Raw genomic sequence first — 20130 nt, 5'->3', positions numbered from 1 at the left:
CGCATCCGGCGGCGGCTCTGTGCCGCGACGGCGAGTGCACGCCGAAAGCTGTGGGGACGAGGCGTCGGGGACCCCTGGAATCCGCACGTAACGTAGAGGAGTGAATTCCGTACGTTCGTGGCTGATCTTCACCGCGGGCGTGTTCGGATACCTCGTCGCCGTGATGGAGCGATCGACCATCGGCGTCGCCGGCGTGTCCGCAACCGAACGCTTCCACTCGACGGCCTCGCTGCTGTCCACCCTCGCGGTGCTCCAGCTTGTCGTCTACGCCGGCATGCAGATCCCGGTCGGGGTGCTCATCGACCGCGTCGGACCACGCGCCCTCATGCTGACCGGCACGGCGCTGATGGCCGTCGGACAGACGACCGTCGCGTTCTCGAGCGTCATCGGCATCGCCGTGCTCGGCCGCATCCTGGTGGGCGCAGGCGACGCGATGATCTTCACCTCGCTCATCCGCTTGGTGAACTCGTGGTTCTCCGGGCGCCAAGTGCCTCAGCTGTCGCAGTGGGTTGGCAACATCGGCCAGCTCGGCCAGGTGCTCTCGGCCGTGCCGTTCGCGCTTCTGCTGCACCAGTCGGGATGGACCGTGGCGTTCCTCTCGGCGGCCGGCGTCGCCATCGTCGCCTTCGTCGCGATCCTGGTGGCGGTGCGCAACGGTCCAGAAGGCTCGGACGAGGGGGAGCGGCCCGCGACCTGGCGTCAGTCGTTCCGTCAGCTCGGCATCGCAATCGTGCGCCCCGGCACCCAGCTGGGGTTCTGGTCCCACTTCGTCACGCAGTCCTCCGGCACCATGTTCGCCTTGATGTGGGGATTCCCGTTCATGGTGTTCGCGCTGGGCTACAGCCCGACTGAGGCGTCCTGGATGCTGACGATCATCGTCGGCGCCGCGCTGGTGGTCGGGCCCCTGCTCGGCATCCTCACGGCACGGTTCCCCCTGCGCAGGAGCAACATCGTGCTCACGATCGTGATCGCGATGGCCGTCGTCTGGACGTTGATGCTCCTCTGGCCGGGATCGCCGCCGGTGTGGCTCGTCGTGCTCCTGCTCGTGGTGATCGGAGCGGGAGGTCCCGGCTCGTTGATCGGATTCGACTTCGCGCGCACATCGAACCCGATGCACGCGCTCGGATCCGCGAACGGTTTCGTCAATGTCGGAGGATTCGCTGCGAGCTTCCTGATGATCTACCTGATGGGCGTTCTGCTCGACTGGCACAGCCATCTGGCATCCACCGGCCTCTACACGGTCGACGGGTTCAAGATCGCGTTCACCGTGCAATACCTGGTCGTTGGTGTCGGAGTGATCTTCCTCGTCGGCGCACGCAAGCGGACCCGCAAGCGCCTTCTCGACGACGAGGGAATAGAAGTGGGTCCGCTCTGGGTTGCAGTAGTTGCACGGTGGAACCGGAGCCGCCATTGAGCGGCACTGCGTGGCCGGCGTCCGAACCGTGCAATAATCGATGATTGGACCCGTTCACCTTCGGAACAGTACGGCGTTCGCGGATCGGCCAGTGGCCATCCCGGGCCGCGCTACCAGCTTCCGGACTTGACATGGGTCCTCATAGTGTCCGCAAGCGACCCGAACCCCCGCGATCCTCACCGCTGCGCGTGTGAATCGGGAGGCTGGAAGGTGAACTCCATGGCAACCAAAACGGCTGACGCCCCCACCGTAGAGGAGCCCACGACCGCTGCCGCGAAGAAGGCGCCGGCACGCGCCGCGTCGAAGACGACAGCAGCGAAGTCGACCGCGAAGACGGCCGCCAAGCCGGCTGCGAGCAAGGCGAAGGCGAGCTCGAAGGCTTCGCCGGCCAAGGCATCCCGCAAGGCATCTCCGACGAAGTCGGACGACGAGGAAGAGCTCGACGAGGAAGAGCTCGAGGACGCCGAATCGGGCGACCTCGAGGCTGTCGACGCGTCAGAGGACACCGAGTCCGGTGACGATTCGTCCGACGCAGGCGACACGACCACCACGAAGTCGACTGACGACTCCGACAGCGACGCGGCGCAGCCCAGCGAACCGCTGCCCACCGGCGCCATCGTTCTCCGTGCAGTCGACGAAGAGGACGACGTCCCCGTCTACTCGACGCAGATCACGGGCGCGACGGCGGATCCGGTCAAGGACTACCTGAAGCAGATCGGAAAGGTCCCGCTGCTGAACGCGGCTGAAGAGGTCGAGCTCGCTATGCGCATCGAGGCCGGACTGTTCGCCGAGGAGAAGCTCGGCGCCATGACCGACCAGGAGAAGCGGTCCCAGTTGGGACGCGACCTCGGCTGGGTCGCCCGCGACGGCCAGCGCGCGAAGAGCCACCTCCTCGGCGCCAACCTGCGCCTCGTTGTCTCCCTCGCCAAGCGGTACACCGGTCGCGGCATGCAGTTCCTCGATCTCATCCAGGAAGGCAACCTGGGCCTGATCCGTGCCGTCGAGAAGTTCGACTACACGAAGGGCTTCAAGTTCTCCACCTACGCCACGTGGTGGATCCGCCAGGCCATCACACGTGCGATGGCCGACCAGGCGCGCACCATCCGCATCCCGGTGCACATGGTCGAGGTCATCAACAAGCTGGCCCGCGTGCAGCGGCAGATGCTGCAGGATCTGGGTCGCGAACCCACGCCTGAGGAGCTCTCCAAGGAGCTCGACATGACCCCTGAGAAGGTCATCGAGGTGCAGAAGTACGGCCGCGAGCCGATCTCGCTGCACACGCCTCTCGGCGAGGACGGCGACAGCGAATTCGGCGACCTGATCGAGGACACCGAGGCGGTCGTTCCGGCCGACGCGGTGGGCTTCACGATGCTGCAGAAGCAGCTGGAGAGCCTGCTCGACTCCCTGTCCGAGCGCGAGGCTGGTGTGATCCGCATGCGCTTCGGGCTCGGTGACGGCATGCCCAAGACGCTCGACCAGATCGGCGACACGTTCGGGGTCACCCGGGAGCGCATCCGCCAGATCGAGTCCAAGACGATGGCCAAGCTGCGTCATCCGTCCCGCTCGCAGTCGCTCCGCGACTACCTCGAGTAGGCCGGCGCGTGCGGCGTTTCTTCGCGATCCTGCTCGGCCGCCTCGCGCGGTTCGCCACACGGCTCAGAGGGGGAGGGTCGGCCTTCCCCGGCTATCTCGTGCGCAAGGTCTGGCCTCGGTTCATCGAGGACGTCTCAGCGCAGTGGAGCCACGGAGTCGTGTTCGTTCTCGGCTCGAACGGCAAGTCGACCACGACGCACATGGTGTCGGAGCTGCTGCGCGCACACGGCCTGCGTGTGTTCACGAATCCGAGTGGCGCCAACCTCCCGCAGGGCATCGCCTCGGCGATGCTCTCGGAGGTGACGCTGTCCGGCAAACTGCCCGCCGACGTCGCAGTGCTGGAGGTCGACGAGGCCTTCGCCGTCGACCTGGCGAAGCTGCTCAGCCCGCGCACCGTGCTGATGCTGAACTGCCAGGTCGACCAGCTCTACCGGTTCTATGAGACCGAGCGCGTGGCCGACATGATGCTGGATGCCTCCGTCCTGGCTACGGCGCACATCGTGACGAACCGCGAGGACCCGCTGCTCAGCCGTGTGAAGGAGCGCCTCGGATCGAGATCCGTGCCGGCCGTCTCGTACTTCGGAGTGTCGGATGCGGTGCTCGCCGCGAGCAAGCACGGCCTGTTGAACGCGCCCGACTTCCGCGACGGAGAGAACGCATCCCGTCCGTCCGCGCTGTCAGAGGTGCGTTCGTTCGCGGGGCGTGAGGCGACCATCGCCGTGAGCGGATCCGGCTCGGCAGGCGAGGTACTGAGCGTCGAGCTGCCCGCGCGCGGACTGCACTATGCGATCGATGCCGCAGCGGCATCCGCCACCGCGAAGCTGGTGATGGCTGCCGACTTCGACCCGTCGAAGGTGGTCGACGCGTTCTCGAACATGCGGCCGGCTTACGGTCGCGGCGAGGTGATCCCGTTCGGCGACGAGTCGGTCGAGTTCATCATGTTCAAGAACGGCCCCAGCCTCCAGCTGAACCTCGACTCGCTGACCACGCCGCCCGAGCAGGTGATGTTCGCCCTCGACGAGGGAACTCCGGACATCTCGTGGATCTACGACGTGAACTTCGACTCGCTCGACCACGTCGACGTCGTCACGGGTGAGAAGGCCTGGCAGGTCGCGCTGCGACTCGTCTACGCCGGCGTGCCGATCACCGCCGTCGAGCCTGATCTGGAGAAGGCGATCGAGATCATGCGTCGCCTCCCCGCCCCGCGCGACGACCGCAAGCTGTGGTTCGTGAACTACGAGCAGATGATGCTCGCCCGCAAGCACCTCGGATTCCCCGACCTGGAGACCCGCCTGTGACGGACGCCACCGCCGGAGTGCGGATCCTTCAGCTGTACCCCGACGAGCTCGGCGTCACCGGTGACGCGGGAAACGTCGACGTGCTGCGCACGCGACTGACCCGCTCGGGCATTCCCGTCACCATCGACCATTACCGTCCTGGTGGCCAGCTCAGACCCGAACCCGATCTCGTCGTGATCGGCAACGGCCCGCTGTCCGCTCTGCGCCGCGTGCTTCCCGATGCCGTGATCCACCGCTCGACGTTCGCGGACTGGGCTGGGCGCGTGCCATTCTTCGCCGTCGGCGCCGGCCTGGAACTGCTCTGCGCACGGATCGAAGATCCGACCGGCACTCTCGACGGCCTCGGGATCGTGTCGGCGACGGCGCACCGCGGCCGCAAGCGCCGCGTCGGATACGCGATCGCGGACACCGTGCACGGTCAGGTCATCGGATTCGAGGACCAGGCGACGGAGTTGTCTGGGGTGGAGACCCCGTTCGCGACCATCGTCCGCGATGTGACGGGCTCGGTGACCCGGCCCGACGGCATCCGCACTGAGACGCTTACGGGCACCCTTCTGCAGGGGCCGTTGCTGCCGCTGAATCCCGGCCTCGCAGATCGGCTCGCCGCGGCTGCCGCCGCGCACGCCGGGCTGGAGTACACGCCGGACTCCTCTCTCGCGGAGTTCGACCGATTCGCCGCGCGCTCCACGGAACGCATGCGCACGCACGTATCGTCGGTGTTCACGACCATCCAGTGAGCGGAGCGATCCGTTCTGCAGCGACTGGGGTGTGCCGAGCGCACAGCGGCACCCCCGTATTGCCGGACACACCCTAGGAGCACGATGCCGTGACCGAAGACTCCCGCCGACTCGCTGTCCGGCTCGACAGACTCGCGCAGAACGTGCGTCGCTACCGGTCGTCCTCTCGCGCGCTCATCGCGCGGATCGATCACGACGGCTATGGTCTCGGGCTCGTTCCCGTTGCACGCGAGTGCGCTGCAGCAGGAGCCGCGATGCTCGCCGTCGCCGACTTCGATGAGGCGTTGCGACTCCGCGCCGCCGGGATCGACACGCCGACGCTCGCGCTGCGCCCGACCGGTGGACACGTCGATGCTCTCGGGGTCTCCGTCGCGGCCGGCACGGTTGCCGAAGCCGAGGCCGCGGCCGCCAGGGGAGCGGACGGCATCCATGTCGTCGTCGCGTGCGGTGACGTCAGCAGGGGGATCTCACCGCACGACCGCGACGCGTTCGAGGCGATAGCGGACGTCGCACCACGAGTGGACGCCGTGATGGGTGTGACGGATGGCGCGACATCCCCGTCCGCCGCTTCCGCCGCTCTCGAGACTGCGGCCGAACTGGTCCCCGGAGTGCCACGCCATGTGCACGGCACACGCGGGGTCCTCGACGGGTACGGCGCCGATGACGACTACGTGCGCGTTGGGCGAGGACTGTACGGCATCCCGCTGCGCGACGGAACGCCGACCGGTGCCTCCGTCGCGCGCTTGTCCGGACAGGTCGTCACGGTGAAGCGCATCGCCGAAGGGGAGGGCGTGTCGTACGGATACATCTACCGCGCGCCGTCGGACGGCACGATCGCGCTCGTCACGTGCGGATACGCCGACGGGATTCCGCGCAGCATCGGCAATCACGCGACCGTGGCGCTGAACGGCGGGCGCGCACGCGTCATCGGCCGAGTCGCCATGGACGTGGTCGTGATCGACCTGGGGGACCTGCCGGCGAAGGCAGGGGACGAGGCGGTATTCCTCGGCGACCAGGGAGCGGATGAACCAGTGGTCGCCGACTGGTCCGCCATCACGGGGCTCGACCCCGTCGAGTTGGCTGCCGGCATCGGCCCTCGAGTGGCACGGAGCTACACCCGATGAGCGAACCCCTCCCGCAGACGTATGCCGTCGTCGACCTTGCGCGGTTCGATGCCAATCTCACGGCGGTCCGCTCGCGCGTCGCACCGGCGGAGACCATGTTCGTCGTCAAGAACGACGCGTACGGACACGGATCCGATGTACTCGTCCCTCGGGCGGTCGCGCAAGGCGTGCGCTGGATCGGGGCGCTCGACGTCGAGACGGCGCTGCACATCCGCGGAATCGTGGATCCCGGCGTGCGCACCTTCGCCTGGCTGCTGAGCGCCCGCGACGACCTCGCCGCGGCGGCGGATGCCGGCGTCGACCTCGGGATCGGCGACAGATCCGTGCTGGAGGCTGCGGCGTCGGCCGCGACGGCGCAGCCGGTCCGCGTGCACCTCAAGATCGACACCGGGCTCAACCGCAACGGCGTCAGGGGTGAGGACTGGGGCGCATTCGTGGCCCGTGCCGCCGAGCTCCAGGATGAGGGCCGCATCCTCGTCGACGGCGTGTGGAGCCACATCTCGGAGGCCTCAGACGATGACGACGACGAAGCACGACGCCGCTTCGACCTCGCCCTCGCCGGCGCCGAGGCAGCGGGGCTCGCCCCGGAATATCGCCACCTCGCAGCCAGTGCTGCGTCCTTCCTTCGCGCGGAGTTCCGCTACGACATGGTCAGGGTCGGCGCGTTCGTCTACGGCATCTCGCCGGCCGGAGGACCGCACGAGGAGGAGCTCGGAATCAGCCCCGTCATGTCGCTGCGCACTCATGTGGTCGAGCGACGCGGCGACTGCGCCGTGCTGCCGCTCGGCGCATGGCATGGCGTGCCCAGCATCGCGGCCGGTCGTGGGCGGGTCGGCGTGAAAGGTCGCGGCCGTCTGGTTCAACAGATCGGCACCGACTGGATGACGATCGCCGCCGACGAAGACGTGCTCGTGGGTGACGACGTCGCGGTCTTCGGGCCAGGGGATGTCGGCGAACCGACGGCCACCGAGTGGGCGGAGCTCATCGACACCATCGGCGAGGAGGTCGTGCTGAAGGTGGACAGGCGGATCCCGCGCATCTATCGCTGACCACCACGACGAAGCCCCACCGCTGACGCGATGGGGCTTCGGACGATTGGTTGCGAGAGAGGGTCAGGCGCGCTGATCCTCGAACAGGCGGTCCGTCTCGTCATGCCAGTTGGTGGCGATGCTCGAGAGCTTCTCGTGATGCTTCTTGGCGTGGTGGGCGCAGAACAGCAACTCGCTGCCGTTCACGGTCACCCGCACGTAAGCCTGAGCGCCGCACGCGTCACAGCGGTCAGCCGCCGTGAGCGCGGGGCCCGAGGGGAGCTCGTCGGCACCGGGGGTGGCGACATGGCCTGCGTAGTTCGACATGCTGAGCTCCTTTCTGGAAAACCCGAACCCTTTACGAGTACTTGCATTCCATACAAGCACGTCGGCATTGCAGGTATGCCCGAATGCACCGCATTTCGCTGTGCGCGTATGCGAAAGGCCAGGTGTCTCCCAGCGGAGGGTGTCGGTGGCCGGCGCGACCATGTCACCTCGATAGTCTGAAAGACGGTCCGGATGACACACGCCCTCCAGACACGTGGACGCACCCGAAGCGCACCGATTGCACGACAGGAGATTCCGTGGCGACGAACGACTACTCCGCCAGACACCTTTCGGTCCTCGAGGGACTGGAGGCCGTGCGCAAGCGTCCCGGCATGTACATCGGATCAACGGACGCGCGCGGCCTCATGCACTGCCTCTGGGAGATCATCGACAACTCCGTCGATGAGGCGCTGGCCGGGTTCGGGACCGACATCGAGGTTCTGCTCCACCCGGACGAGAGCATCGAGGTGCGCGACACGGCGCGCGGCATTCCCGTCGACATCGAGCCCAAGACAGGGCTCTCCGGCGTCGAGGTGGTCTTCACCAAGCTGCACGCAGGCGGCAAATTCGGATCCGGGTCGTACTCGTCGTCCGGCGGCCTTCACGGTGTGGGCGCCTCGGTTGTCAACGCGTTGTCCGAGCGCCTGGACGTCGAGGTGGATCGCGACGGCAAGACCTGGGCGATGTCGTTCCATCGCGGCGAGCCGGGCGTGTTCGCCGACAAGGGCGAGCCCAGCCCGAATTCCGCCTTCTCTCCGTTCGAGTCGGGCAGCGAGCTGCGCGTCGTCGGCAAGGTGGCCAAGGGCGTGACGGGCACGCGCATCCGCTACTGGGCCGACCGTCAGATCTTCGGCAAGAACGTGGAGTTCAGCGCCGACGACCTCATCGGGCGCGCCCGCCAGACCGCGTTCCTCGTTCCGGGTCTGACGATCGGGCTCACGGATGCCCGCCTGGACGTCCCCGAGCGCACCGACTTCCTCTACGAGGGAGGCATCAGCGAGTTCGCGGACTACCTCGCGCCCGACACGGCCATCACGGAGACGTGGCGGCTCACCGGATCCGGATCCTTCGTCGAGACCGTTCCCGTGCTCAACGAGCACGGCGCCATGCTGCCCACCGAGGTGCAGCGCGAATGCGAGGTGGACGTCGCGCTGCGCTGGGGCACCGGGTACGACACCGTCTTCCGCACGTTCGTCAACATCATCGCCACGCCGAAGGGTGGAAGCCACCAGACCGGCTTCGACCAGGGCCTGATGAAGTTCTTCCGCCAGCAGGTTGAGCAGAACGCCCGTCGACTCAAGGTGACCGCGAGCGAGAAGCTGGAGAAGGACGACATACTCGCAGGGCTCACCGGCGTGCTGACCGTTCGCCTTCCCGAGCCGCAGTTCGAGGGACAGACGAAGGAAGTCCTCGGCACTCCTGCCGTGCGGGCGATCGTCGCGAAGGTCGTGGCGGACGGGCTCGCGTCGCGCTTCTCGTCGCCCAAGCGCGACGACAAGGCCCAGTCGGCTCTGCTGCTCGACAAAGTGGTCTCCGAGATGAAGTCCCGCATCTCGGCGCGGGCGCACAAAGAGACCCAGCGGCGCAAGAACGCGCTCGAGACGTCGTCGCTGCCCGCGAAGCTGGTCGACTGCCGGTCCACCGACGTGGCCAATAGCGAGCTGTTCATCGTGGAGGGCGACTCCGCACTCGGGACCGCGCGACGGGCGCGGGACAGCGAGCACCAGGCACTGCTGCCGATCCGAGGCAAGATCCTCAACGTGCAGAAGGCGTCGGTCTCCGACATGCTGTCGAACACCGAGTGCGCGTCCATCATCCAGGTCATCGGTGCCGGTTCCGGGCGCAGCTTCGACATCGACGCCGCCCGCTACGGCAAGGTCATCATCATGAGCGATGCGGATGTCGACGGCGCGCACATCCGCACGCTGCTTCTGACCCTGTTCTTCCGCTACATGCGGCCGATGATCGAGGCGGGCCGCGTGTTCGCGGCTGTGCCGCCGCTGCACCGCGTGATCGCGATCAATCCGGGATCGAAGCCGAACGAGACGATCTACACGTACTCGGACAAGGAACTGCACGCCGTGCTCGGCAACCTCAAGAAGGCCGGACGCCGCTGGCAGGAGCCGCCGCAGCGGTACAAGGGCCTTGGCGAGATGGACGCCGACCAGCTGGCCACCACGACCATGGACCGCACGCACCGACTGCTGCGCCGAGTACGCCTCGACGACGCGGAGCGCGCGGCGGAGGTGTTCGAGATGCTGATGGGCAACGACGTGGCGCCGCGCAAGGAATTCATCATCTCGGGAAGCGACCAGCTGAGCCGCGAGCGCATCGACGCCTGATCCTGGTGCGGCCACGCCACCCTCGGCCGGAGTACGCGGCCGTTTCAGAGAGATCGGACTGTGCCCGGACCTAGGTCCGGGCACAGTCCTTGTCAGCGAACGGGCCCGCCGATGGCGCCGATCACGCCGTCCAGCGGCGTACCCGACGCGTCACGCTTCGCCCCGGCCTCGGGGAGGGTGCGAGTCGTGCCGTCGCCCGAGACGGCCAGAGCGGGCGCCGCTCCGACCCAGGCCAGTGCCAGCTGGTCCTCTCCCTTGAGGAACCGCTGCGCACGGACACCGCCCGTCGCACGTCCCTTCGGCGGGAATTCCGCGAACTCGGAGACCTTGCCCGCGCCCGGGTTGGTTCCGGCGATCGTGTCCGCGCTGGTCGCGATGGTGACCACCACAGCGGACGCGGCCGCTTCCTGCGACACCGCGCCGAAGTAGACGGCCGTTACACCCTCGCTCAGCTTGATGCCCGCCATACCGCCTGCGCCGCGGCCCTGGGGACGGACGCTCGACGCCGCGAACCGCAACAGCTGGGCATCCGTCGTCACGAAGACCAGCTCGTCGGTGTCGGATGCCTCGCATGCGCCGACGACGACGTCACCCGGCTTCAGAGCGATCACCTCGAACTCCGGCTTGTTCGCCCAATCACCGCGGATGAGCCGCTTGACGACGCCCTGCGCGGTGCCGAGCGTGAGCGGGACAGCGGAATCGGACGCCACGAGCGCCAGCACGTGCTCGCCCTTGTCGGTGAGACCGACGTAATCCGACGCGCGCACGCCGGCCGCGAGTTGCACGGAGTTCGCCGGAACCGCCGGCAGGTCGACCGGCGTGATCTTGACGATGCGTCCGCGGTTGGTCACGGCACCGATCTCGGTGCGGCTGGTGGTGGCGATCGACCACGCGATCGCGTCGTGCTTGCTGCGTCGGGTCGGGGGAGTGATGCGCGGAGCGACGCCATCGGCATCCGGCTCGAGGTCCACGCGAACCAAGCGTCCCGTCGATGAGAGGTAGACGCGGCACGGAACGTCGGCCACCTCGAGAACAGCTGCGGATGCCCTGGCCCCCGTCGTGGCGCGAGACGGACGCGCCGACGTGAGGAGAGTGCGCCGCGGCGTGCCGTACTTCTCCGCCACCGCGTCGAGTTCATCCGACACGACGGCCTCGATGCGCGCATCGCTGGCGAGGATCTCCTCGAGCTCTGCGATCTCCGCCATGAGGGTGTCGCGCTCGGTCTCCAGCTCGATCCGAGAGAACTTCGTCAGCCGGCGCAGGCGCAGCTCGAGGATGTACTCGGACTGCACCTGGCTGAGATCGAAGACCTGCATCAGACGGCTTCGCGCCTGGTCGGAGTCGTCGCTCGTGCGGATGACCTGAATGACCTCGTCGATGTCGAGGATGGCGATCAACAAGCCCTCGACCAGGTGCAGACGCTCGCGCTTGCGGGCGAGCCTGTACTTCGACCTGCGCGTCACGACCTCGATGCGGTGGTCGAGGTACACCCGCAGCATCTCGCGCAGGCCGAGCGTGCGCGGATTGCCGTCGACGAGGGCGACGTTGTTGATCGAGAAGCCGTCCTCGAGCGGCGTGAAGCGGTACAGCTGCTCGAGGACCGCCTGCGGGCTGAATCCCGTCTTGATGCCGATGACGAGGCGCAGACCTCTGCTGCGGTCGCTGAGATCGGTGACGTCGGAGATGCCGGCGAGCTTCTTGGCGTTGACGCCGTCCTTGATCTTCTCGATCACCTTCTCGGGACCCACGAGATATGGCAACTCCGTGACCACGAGTCCGGTCTTGCGCGCGGTGATCGGCTCGACGGTGACCTTCGCGCGAGTGCGGAACGTGCCTCGGCCGGAGATGTAGGCATCCTTCACCCCGTCGAGTCCGACGATGATGCCGCCGCCAGGAAGGTCCGGTCCCGGCACGAACTCCATGAGCTCGTCGAGGGATGCCTCGGGGTTCACGAGCAGGTGCCGCGCGGCTCCGACCACCTCCACGAGGTTGTGCGGGGCCATGTTGGTCGCCATGCCGACGGCGATGCCGCTCGCACCGTTCACGAGCAGGTTCGGGATGGCCGAAGGCAGCACGTCCGGCTGCATGAGCTGGTTGTCGTAGTTCGGGACGAAGTCGACCTCGTCCTCGTCGAGCCCGTCGGTCATCGTCAGCGATGCAGGAGCCAACCGCACCTCCGTGTACCGCGCGGCGGCGGGCCCGTCGTCGAGCGAGCCGAAGTTGCCGTGACCGTCGATGAGCGGAAGCCGCAGCGTGAAGTCCTGCGCCATGCGCACCAGGGCGTCGTAGATCGCTGCGTCGCCGTGCGGGTGGAGCTTGCCCATTACTTCGCCCGTGACGCGGGCGGATTTCACGTGGGCGCGATCCGGACGGAGGCCCATCTCGCTCATCTGGTAGAGGATGCGCCGCTGCACGGGTTTGAGCCCGTCTCTGGCATCCGGGAGCGCGCGCGAATAGATGACCGAGTAGGCGTACTCGAGGTACGAGCTCTGCATCTCGGCGGAGACGTCGATGTCTTCGATGCGCTCGGGAGTGGCCGACTCCGCGGCGGGTGTTCGGCTGGATCTGCGGTTGTCTGCTGCGCTCATTCGTGCAATCTCACGGGGGTCCGCGACGGGTTGTCCCACGCCGACCCGACGACGGATCCCAGTCGACTCGGGTGTGTCAGACTGGCCAAGTGGGGACAATGCTACCGGCCGGATTCCCGTCGAAGACGAGCCTGGCCGACGTTCTGAGCAGTTGTCTTGCCGCAATGACGGGCACGCGTCCGACCATCCCGATCCCGGAGGTCCAGAGGGCCGTCGTTGTGCTCGTGGACGGCCTGGGGGCGCAAGCCCTTCGCGCACGATCCGGACACGCGCGCTTCCTCGGTCTGCGTCTCACGAAGTCGTCCACGATCGACAGCGGATCGCCGACCACCACGGCATCCGCCATCGCCACTCTCTGCACGGGACGGATGCCAGGCGAGCACGGAATCGTCGGCTACCGCGGATTCGACCCGGATACGGACCGCGTCTTCAACCACCTGAGCGGATGGACCGGATCGCCGCCACCTGCGACCTGGCAGCTTTGCGAGACGGTCTTCGAGCAGGCTGCGCCCCTCGGGGTGTCGGCCTACGCCGTCGGTCCTGAACGATATCGGTCGTCGTCGTACACGGCAGCAGTGCTGCGCGGTGCGGAGTACATCGGCGCGAGCAGCATGGAGCGTCGGGTGGAGCTCGTACGAGAGCTGTTCGATCGCGGCGGCAAGCGGCTCGTCTACCTGTACGTGCCCGAACTGGACGTCGCGGCGCACGCCGAGGGATCCGAGTCCACGTCGTGGCTGATAGCCCTCGAAGAGCTCGATTCGGTGATGTCGATGCTCGCCCGCACACTTCGCTCGGGCGAAGGAGCATTCGTCACGGCCGACCACGGCATCCTCGACGTGCCGTCGTCGTCGCATGTGCTGTACGACAGCGTGCCCGAACTGACGGACGGAGTGGCGCACGTAGGGGGAGACCCGCGGATGCTCCAGCTCTACCTGCCGGCCGGCTCGACGAACGACGACGAAGCCGCCCTCGCCGCTGCGTGGCGCGACGCGGAGGGACATCGCTCGTGGGTGGCCTCCAGGGCGGAGGCCATCGAGGCCGGCTGGTTCGGACCCGAGGTCGACGCCGCCGTGGCGCCGCGCATCGGCAACGTACTGGTCGCCGCACGGGCGCGGATCGCGTACTACGACTCGAAACCGGAGAACGCCAAGTCGCGACGCATGGTCGGACAGCACGGGTCGCTCACGCCCGAGGAGCAGAAGGTGCCGCTCGTCCGTCTGGGCGCATTCGAATAGTCCTGGCCCCTTTGACAGCGCCTCTGCAGGGCGCCCATGGAAAGAGACGTCTCTGCCGGAACTCTCAGGCGAGGTCGTCGTCGGTGCGCGCACCGAACACGATCTCGTCCCAGCTCGGCATCGACTTGCGTCCGCGCTTCGAGCCTCGAACGGGACCTGTCTGCGTCTGCCGTTCGTTGGCGGCTGAGGGTGCAGGAGCCTGGGGGAGCACCGGTGCGGCCGGCTCGGGCGCCTCGAAGGCATCCAGTGGGATGTCGACCGCCTGAGGCTGCGAGTCCCGCAGGCCGGCGGCCTCGCGCTCCCCACGGCGCTTCCGCAGCGCTTCCAGCAGATCCGCCGTCTGGTGCACGTCGCGCGGCTCGTCGTCGTCGGCACGCTTGATGGCCTGGATGGTGATGCCGTTGTTGATGTTCTGGGGCGTTCGTCCGAAGGGAGGCTCGGAGCGGACGGCGGCCTGCGGCGCATCGTCGAATGCGAAAGCCCCGCTGTCGAACTTCGATTCCTCTGGAACGGGCACCATCGGCGTCACGGCACGCAACCGGGGGATTAGACCGGTCTGAAGCTCGCCCTGCTGAGAGAGGGTGTGCGCATCGGTGTTGGTCGGTGCGAGCGCGAGCTTCCGCGGTTCGAAGCTCCAGCGTGCATCGTGGTCGACGTCGTCGGCGGTGAACGTCAGCTTCACGAGCCAGCCCGACTCCGGTTCCTTCCAGCTCGTCCACCGCTCGCCGGAAGCACCGATGGATGCCAGCCGGTCGCGGATCACCGAGCCGAACGTCGATCCCTCGCTGAGCGGGTCGATGTCGGCGCCTGTACGCACGGGAACCGAGAGTGCCGACGACACGATGTGCTCCCGCTCGGCGATGATGGGGCCCTCGAAGCGCTCCACATAGCCGATCGCCGCGCCGGTGAGCGCAGCGACCTCGTCCGCGGACATGCCGGAGCGGATGTGCGCCTGAATCTCGCGCGGCGACACCTTCGGCCCGTTGACGGGCTCCGGCTTGAGCTGACGGAGCCTGGACTGCAACATCTCGTCGATGGCGATGCGGAATCGTTCACCACTGTCGTTCGCGGCGAGCAGTGCGCCGTTCTCGACGCCGATGACCTTCAAATCCTGCATGCGAAACGCCTCTTTCGACCTGGTTGCGTTCGTCCCCCACCTTGCCATGCGCGAACGGGATTCCCCGGGAATAACCGGGGCGCGCCGCGAGTTGATGGGTGGGCAGTCGCAAGATCCGAAGAACCTGAGGGCTTGTTTGCTATTCCAGGGCGCCTGGTGCAAACTATGCCCGCCGATTTCTTCGGTACGCAGTCAATCAAGAAGTGGATGGGCATGGCAACCGATTACGACGCGCCGCGGAAGACCGACGACGACTCCGAGTCGATCGAGGCTCTGAAGGAGCGAGTCCCGGACAAGATGTCCGGGGTGGTCGACGTCGACGATGCCGACAATCCCGGTGGATTCGAGCTGCCCGGCGCCGACCTCTCCGACCTCGATCTCGACGTCGTCGTGCTTCCCCCGCAAGCCGACGAGTTCACGTGTGTGAGCTGCTTCCTCGTGAAGCATCGCTCGCAGATCGACCACGAGACGAAGCTGGGACCGATCTGTGTGGAGTGCGCGGCCTGACGTCATCAGGATCACAAAGTAAGAAAGAGCCGGCGACGGATTGTCGCCGGCTCTGTCGTTAAGCCGGCAGCGGAACGCCGCCGGCATTGTCGTCATGCCGAAGGCAGATCACCGCCCGCCCTGTCGTTGAGTGCGCGGGCGAGCTCGGTGGGATGCCTGCTCGAGAGCAGCCAGTACGGCGTCGGGTCGTCCTGATCGAGGATCGCAACGCGAACGACTCCGCTGGCCCAGCCGCGGATGAGGAGCCATGCACGGGCGTCCAGCAGCCGTCCCCGCTGCAGACTCGCCTCGGATCCGTCGAAGGCCTCCGCCATGCCGAGATAGCTCCGCTCGATGTGCGCCCGGCCGGCGTGCAACTCGTCGGAGGTGAGCTCGATCGTCGGCGATCCGAGGATCAGGCTGACCACGCATGCCGCGTAGAGCACGATGGCCACGATGATGCCGGCGGTCATGTTGATCGGCGCGAACACGATGATGCTGGCGGGGATCACGAGTGCTGTCGCGACGAAAAGCCAGGGGGCGGCCCACAGCCGCTCTCGGTACACGGTCATGGGTCTATTCGACCAGAGTTCTGCACTACCCTCGACACGTGACCGAATCCGTCGACGTGCTGACCACGGCGGCCGAGCCCCCTCGGTACGCCCATCACGACGACGCGGGCGCCGACCTGTGCTCGCGGGATGCCATCACGCTGGCCCCCGGCGAGCGCGCGACGGTGGGCACCGGCGTGGCGATCGCCCTTCCAGAGGGGTATGCCGCATTCGTGGTCCCGCGCAGTGGCCTGGCCGCACGTCACGGCATCACGATCGTCAACGCGCCCGGCACCGTCGATGCCGGATACCGGGGCGAGATCCGCGTGACGCTGCTCAACACGGATGCCGCTGAGCCGTACACGATCGCGGCCGGCGACCGCATCGCCCAGCTGGTCGTCATGCCGGTGACCAGGGCCGCATTCGTGCCGGTGGCAACGCTTCCGGAGAGCGTTCGCGGCGAGGGCGGATTCGGCTCCACCGGATACACAGCACTTCAGTCAGGAGACAACCCGTGAGCGACACAGGCGACATCGCCCCCGACGAATGGGAGAAGTCGGCACCCGAGGACCGGGAGACCGAAGGCCCCTTCGACGACAGCGAAGCCAACCCGGTTCGCCCGTACATCGACCTCGGCGGCGTCAAGGTGCTGCCGCGCGACGGCCTCCAGCTCCGCCTGGAAGTGGAGGAGGAGACCGGCCGAGTCGTCGCCGTCGGACTCGACTACGCAGGCTCCACGCTGCAGGTCCAGCCGTTCGCCGCTCCGCGCTCGACGGGACTCTGGCACGAGATCCGCGCCCAGATCGCCGATCAGATCCAGCGACAGGGTGGACGCACGAGTGAACGCCAGGGTCCGTTCGGGCCGGAGCTCGTCGCGGAGATCCCTGTCGCCCAGCCTGGCGTTCCTGGTGAGACCCGGATCGCGCGCTTCATCGGCGTTGACGGGCCGCGCTGGTTCCTGCGCGGCGTCATCGCCGGTGACGGAGCCATCGACGCGAAGGCCGCTGTCGAGGTCGAAGACCTCTTCCGCAGCGTCGTCGTCGTGCGCGGCGGTCAGCCGATGCCGCCGCGTGACCTCATCCCGCTGCGGATGCCGGCCACACCGAGCGACACGTGAGCAACGACGAGCGACCCGTGCCGCAGCGCGCGGCATCCGACTCGAAGGAGTCCGGCACCGACCAGCGCGCACCCGGGTGGGAGCAGGCGATCGCACAGGCCGCCGGCCAGTCGGGGCTCGGCGCCCTCGCAGACGAGGAGACGCCGACGGGCAAAGCGCTCTTCGCGGCGATGGGCGGCGTGCGGGGCCTGTGCGAGACCATCCTTCCCGGTCTTGTCTTCCTGATTCCGTTCACGGTGCTCACGAGCATCCAACAGCCGTGGGCGCAGCAGTGGGCGATGCCCGTTTCGCTTGGCGCCTCGGTTCTCGTCGCGCTCGTCTTCACGCTCGTGCGCATCATCGGCAAGAGCCAGGTCACCCAGGCCGTCGCGGGCCTGATCGGTGTCGCCGCGTCGGCGATCCTCGCTCTGCTCACGGGCAACGCCGCCAACAACTTCCTCCTCGGATTCTTCATCGACGCCGGCTACGCGCTGGCCGTGCTCATCTCGATGCTCGTGAGGTGGCCGCTCCTGGGCCTCGTCATCGGCTACCTGATGGGCGATGGGATCGCGTGGCGGCAGGATCGACGCAAGCTGCGCGCCATGCAGGTCCTCACCGCGTGCTGGCTCGGGCTCTTCGTCGGCCGGCTCGCGGTCCAGCTGCCGCTCTACTTCGCGGGACTCACCGTTGCGCTCGGCTTCACGAAGCTGCTGATGGGCCTTCCGCTCTACGCTTCGCTGGTGCTGGTGTCGTGGCTCGTCGCGCGGGCGATCTACCCGCCGAAGAAGCCCGAGCAGGCGTCAGCGGACTGAACCGAGCGACGCGGGAGCCATGCAGCCACAGGGGCTGACGTCGGCGCAGGTCGCCGAACGTCACGCAAGCGGACGGGCCAACGTCGCCAGGCAGCGCACGTCGCGATCCGTCGCGGGCATCCTGCGGGAGAACGTCTTCACGCTGTTCAACGGCATCCTGACCGCGTGCTTCATCGCGATCGTGCTGATCGGCGACCTGCGAGACGGATTCTTCTTCGGGGTCGTCGTCGTGAACGCCCTGATCGGCATCGTGCAGGAGCTGCGAGCCAAACGCGTGCTCGACCGGCTGGCGCTTCTCGCGGCATCGGAGAGTCTCGTCATCCGTGACGGCGAGCCGCGAACGGTGCGCATCGAGGAGGTCGTCGAAGACGACGTGCTGGTGCTGCGACCGGGGGATCAGTTGCCGGCGGATGCGCGGCTCACCGACTCGAACGGCCTCGCCTTGGACGAGTCCCTCCTCACCGGCGAATCGGAGCCCGTGCTGAAGGGTGCCGGAGACGACCTCCTCTCCGGATCCCACGTCATCGCGGGAACCGGCACCGCCGCAGTGACAGCCGTCGGCGAGAAGTCCTACTCCGGCCGACTGACGAGCGAGATCCGGCGCCATTCGCTCGTGTCGTCCGAGCTGCGCAACGCCACGAACCGCATCCTCGTCTACATCTCCTGGATCCTCGGCCCGCTGATCGTCATCACGCTGGCCGGACGGATCGTCGCATACGGCGGATTCCGGGCGATGACCGGCCAGCACTTCTGGGAGTTCGCCGTGCGCGACGCCGTCGCCAGTGTCGTCGGGATGATCCCGGAGGGCCTCGTGCTGCTCATCAGCCTGGCGTTCGGAGTCGCCGCCATCCAATTGGCGACGAAGAAGGTCCTGGTGCAGGAGCTGGCGGCCGTCGAGGTGCTCGCCCGCGTTGACGTACTGTGCCTGGACAAGACCGGCACTCTCACCACGGGAGAGGTGGCGTTCGACCGCCTCATCGCGCTCGACCGGGTGTCCGAACGCGACTCCTCGGCGGCGGTCGCGGCCTTCGCATCGGATGCAGCGGGCAATTCCACGATCGGTGTGCTCGCCCGGCACTTCACGGCATCCGTTGCGGATCCCACGTCTCGGCTGCCCTTCGACTCGACGACGAAGTACAGCGGTGTGCGCTTCGTGCTCGACGGCAGTGAGACCACTTGGCTGCTCGGTGCGCCCGAACGACTCCTTGCCGAGCATCCGGCCGACCTCGCGCTCGCCCAGTCGCAAGCGGCATCCGGCCTTCGTGTGCTCGCTCTCGTGCGTTCCGCCACCGGGTTCCCGGATGCTGCGACCGGTCCGTCCTTGGACGTCGACGTCGTGCCCGCCGCACTGCTCACCTTTCGCGAGACGCTTCGATCCGACGCTGCCCGGACGTTGGACTACTTCGCAGGCCAGGCGGTTCGCGTCGTGGTGATGTCGGGAGACAACCCGGTGACGGTCGCGGCCCTGGCACGCACATTGGGAATCGACTCGCATGCGATCGACGCTGCGAGCCTCACGGACGCCGACGCCTGGCGGGAAGCGCTCGCGCAGCACTCCGTTTTCGGCCGGGTCACGCCGGATCAGAAACGAGAGGCGATCGGCATACTCCGCGAGCTCGGCCACACGGTGGCGATGACCGGTGACGGCGTGAACGATGCGATGGCCATCAAGGACGCCGACCTCGGCATCGCGATGGGAGGGGCGACGGCCGCGACGAAGGCCGTCTCGCGCATCGTGCTTCTCGACAACCGATTCGGCGGGCTGCCGGACGTGCTGGCGCTGGGTCGAAGGGTGATCGCCAACGTGGAACGGGTGGCGAACCTCTTCCTCGCCAAGACCACCTACGGAATCGTGCTGGCACTCGTGACCGCGTTCGCAGCGCTACCGTTCCCTTTCCTGCCTCGGCAGCTGACGCTGGTGTCCACCCTCGCGATCGGCATCCCGTCGTTCTTCCTCGCGCTCGCGTCGAATCGCCGCATCTACACGCCGGGGGTGTTGCCGCGAATCCTGAAGTTCTCGATTCCGGCGGGTGTCATCGCAGCCGCCGCGTGCATCCTCGCCTTCCTCCCGTTGCGGCATGCCGTCGGCCTCGACGAGGCGCGCAGTGTGGCGACGATCACGCTCTTCACCGTGTCGCTCTGGATCGTCGTGGTGCTCGCCCGGCCGTTCAGCGTTCCGCGCGTCATCCTGGTCGCCTCCGTGAGCATTGCAGGTGCTCTCGTCTGCATCGTGCCGTTCACCAGATCGTTCTTCATGCTGCAGGTGCACGCGGATGCGGCGCTCGCATACGGGCTCGTCGTCGGCGCCGTCGGCGCGGCGGTCATCGAGCTGTTCGCCCGGTTCGCGAAGCGCAGGGGCTTCATCTTCGACCGCGTCTGACC

At 67.5% G+C, this 20130-nt stretch carries 17 protein-coding genes; 13 read left to right on the top strand and 4 right to left on the bottom strand.

Features of this window, described 5'->3' with window-relative positions:
- The first annotated feature begins 100 nt into the window (after positions 1-100).
- The 6 genes from HII28_RS02000 (at position 101) to HII28_RS01975 (ending at position 7215) form a co-directional block, all read left to right on the top strand.
- Positions 101-1414, top strand: coding sequence for an MFS transporter (locus HII28_RS02000; RefSeq protein ID WP_170023882.1), 1314 nt, complete (start codon positions 101-103; stop codon positions 1412-1414).
- Positions 1415-1633: 219 nt separating this feature from the next.
- Complete coding sequence (locus tag HII28_RS01995) at positions 1634-3007, top strand: RNA polymerase sigma factor (protein ID WP_170023881.1); 1374 nt, start codon at positions 1634-1636, stop codon at positions 3005-3007.
- An 8-nt stretch (positions 3008-3015) separates the two neighbouring features.
- Positions 3016-4305: a MurT ligase domain-containing protein gene (locus HII28_RS01990; protein ID WP_170023880.1), complete on the top strand. Its 1290-nt coding sequence runs from the start codon at positions 3016-3018 to the stop codon at positions 4303-4305.
- Positions 4302-5042 (top strand): glutamine amidotransferase, encoded by a 741-nt coding sequence (locus tag HII28_RS01985; RefSeq protein WP_170023879.1) that lies wholly within the window; start codon positions 4302-4304, stop codon positions 5040-5042. Before HII28_RS01990 ends, HII28_RS01985 begins: the two co-directional genes overlap by 4 nt.
- A gap of 89 nt (positions 5043-5131) precedes the next feature.
- A complete protein-coding gene (locus HII28_RS20590; RefSeq protein WP_170023878.1) occupies positions 5132-6166 on the top strand; it encodes an alanine racemase C-terminal domain-containing protein in 1035 nt (344 codons plus the stop codon).
- On the top strand, positions 6163-7215 hold the full coding sequence (locus tag HII28_RS01975; protein ID WP_170023877.1) for an alanine racemase: 1053 nt from the start codon (positions 6163-6165) through the stop codon (positions 7213-7215). Before HII28_RS20590 ends, HII28_RS01975 begins: the two co-directional genes overlap by 4 nt.
- A gap of 63 nt (positions 7216-7278) precedes the next feature.
- Here HII28_RS01975 and HII28_RS01970 read toward each other — a convergent pair whose 3' ends face one another.
- Positions 7279-7521, bottom strand: coding sequence for a hypothetical protein (locus tag HII28_RS01970; protein ID WP_170023876.1), 243 nt, complete (start codon positions 7519-7521; stop codon positions 7279-7281).
- A 257-nt stretch (positions 7522-7778) separates the two neighbouring features.
- Between HII28_RS01970 and HII28_RS01965 the strand changes: the two genes are divergently transcribed.
- Positions 7779-9863, top strand: a complete 2085-nt coding sequence (locus HII28_RS01965) for a DNA topoisomerase IV subunit B (protein WP_170023875.1) — start codon at positions 7779-7781, stop codon at positions 9861-9863.
- Positions 9864-9955: 92 nt separating this feature from the next.
- On the opposite strand, the gene HII28_RS01960 is transcribed toward HII28_RS01965, so the two are convergent.
- Positions 9956-12451, bottom strand: coding sequence for a DNA topoisomerase IV subunit A (locus HII28_RS01960; RefSeq protein WP_170023874.1), 2496 nt, complete (start codon positions 12449-12451; stop codon positions 9956-9958).
- Positions 12452-12549: 98 nt separating this feature from the next.
- Between HII28_RS01960 and HII28_RS01955 the strand changes: the two genes are divergently transcribed.
- Positions 12550-13686, top strand: coding sequence for an alkaline phosphatase family protein (locus tag HII28_RS01955; protein WP_170025907.1), 1137 nt, complete (start codon positions 12550-12552; stop codon positions 13684-13686).
- Between the two features lie 64 nt (positions 13687-13750).
- On the opposite strand, the gene sepH is transcribed toward HII28_RS01955, so the two are convergent.
- Positions 13751-14803: a septation protein SepH gene (gene sepH / locus HII28_RS01950; RefSeq protein WP_170023873.1), complete on the bottom strand. Its 1053-nt coding sequence runs from the start codon at positions 14801-14803 to the stop codon at positions 13751-13753.
- 213 nt (positions 14804-15016) lie between these two features.
- Here sepH and HII28_RS01945 point away from each other — a divergent pair, with 213 nt between their 5' ends.
- Positions 15017-15310 carry a DUF4193 domain-containing protein gene (locus HII28_RS01945; RefSeq protein ID WP_170023872.1) on the top strand — a complete coding sequence of 98 codons (294 nt, stop codon included), beginning with the start codon at positions 15017-15019 and terminating at the stop codon, positions 15308-15310.
- A 92-nt stretch (positions 15311-15402) separates the two neighbouring features.
- On the opposite strand, the gene HII28_RS01940 is transcribed toward HII28_RS01945, so the two are convergent.
- Positions 15403-15861 (bottom strand): DUF3093 domain-containing protein, encoded by a 459-nt coding sequence (locus tag HII28_RS01940; protein ID WP_170023871.1) that lies wholly within the window; start codon positions 15859-15861, stop codon positions 15403-15405.
- A gap of 38 nt (positions 15862-15899) precedes the next feature.
- Between HII28_RS01940 and dut the strand changes: the two genes are divergently transcribed.
- The 4 genes from dut to HII28_RS01920 are packed head-to-tail and all read left to right on the top strand — an operon-like array spanning position 15900 to position 20128.
- Positions 15900-16358, top strand: coding sequence for a dUTP diphosphatase (dut, locus tag HII28_RS01935; protein ID WP_170023870.1), 459 nt, complete (start codon positions 15900-15902; stop codon positions 16356-16358).
- Positions 16355-16957 carry a DUF3710 domain-containing protein gene (locus HII28_RS01930; RefSeq protein ID WP_170023869.1) on the top strand — a complete coding sequence of 201 codons (603 nt, stop codon included), beginning with the start codon at positions 16355-16357 and terminating at the stop codon, positions 16955-16957. The genes dut and HII28_RS01930 overlap by 4 nt, the downstream gene beginning before the upstream one ends.
- Complete coding sequence (locus HII28_RS01925; RefSeq protein WP_346769147.1) at positions 16954-17748, top strand: DUF3159 domain-containing protein; 795 nt, start codon at positions 16954-16956, stop codon at positions 17746-17748. Before HII28_RS01930 ends, HII28_RS01925 begins: the two co-directional genes overlap by 4 nt.
- Positions 17749-17767: 19 nt before the next feature.
- A complete protein-coding gene (locus HII28_RS01920; protein ID WP_170023868.1) occupies positions 17768-20128 on the top strand; it encodes an HAD-IC family P-type ATPase in 2361 nt (786 codons plus the stop codon).
- Positions 20129-20130: the final 2 nt, after the last annotated feature.

Source organism: Planctomonas sp. JC2975 (assembly GCF_012985205.1).
Classification (GTDB): domain Bacteria; phylum Actinomycetota; class Actinomycetes; order Actinomycetales; family Microbacteriaceae; genus Humibacter.
Note: the sequence above shows the minus strand (reverse complement) of the source record. Positions and strands in the feature narration are given on the sequence as shown.

What these genes read in the sequence shown, in the direction of transcription:
- HII28_RS01995 (WP_170023881.1), top strand. Translation starts at nt 1,634, where the DNA reads ATGGCAACCAAAACGGCTGACGCCCCCACCGTAGAGGAGCCCACGACC.
- HII28_RS01975 (WP_170023877.1), top strand. Translation starts at nt 6,163, where the DNA reads ATGAGCGAACCCCTCCCGCAGACGTATGCCGTCGTCGACCTTGCGCGG.
- HII28_RS01970 (WP_170023876.1), bottom strand. Translation starts at nt 7,521, where the DNA reads ATGTCGAACTACGCAGGCCATGTCGCCACCCCCGGTGCCGACGAGCTC.
- HII28_RS01960 (WP_170023874.1), bottom strand. Translation starts at nt 12,451, where the DNA reads ATGAGCGCAGCAGACAACCGCAGATCCAGCCGAACACCCGCCGCGGAG.
- HII28_RS01955 (WP_170025907.1), top strand. Translation starts at nt 12,550, where the DNA reads ATGCTACCGGCCGGATTCCCGTCGAAGACGAGCCTGGCCGACGTTCTG.
- sepH (WP_170023873.1), bottom strand. Translation starts at nt 14,803, where the DNA reads ATGCAGGATTTGAAGGTCATCGGCGTCGAGAACGGCGCACTGCTCGCC.
- HII28_RS01945 (WP_170023872.1), top strand. Translation starts at nt 15,017, where the DNA reads ATGGCAACCGATTACGACGCGCCGCGGAAGACCGACGACGACTCCGAG.
- HII28_RS01940 (WP_170023871.1), bottom strand. Translation starts at nt 15,861, where the DNA reads ATGACCGTGTACCGAGAGCGGCTGTGGGCCGCCCCCTGGCTTTTCGTC.
- HII28_RS01920 (WP_170023868.1), top strand. Translation starts at nt 17,768, where the DNA reads ATGCAGCCACAGGGGCTGACGTCGGCGCAGGTCGCCGAACGTCACGCA.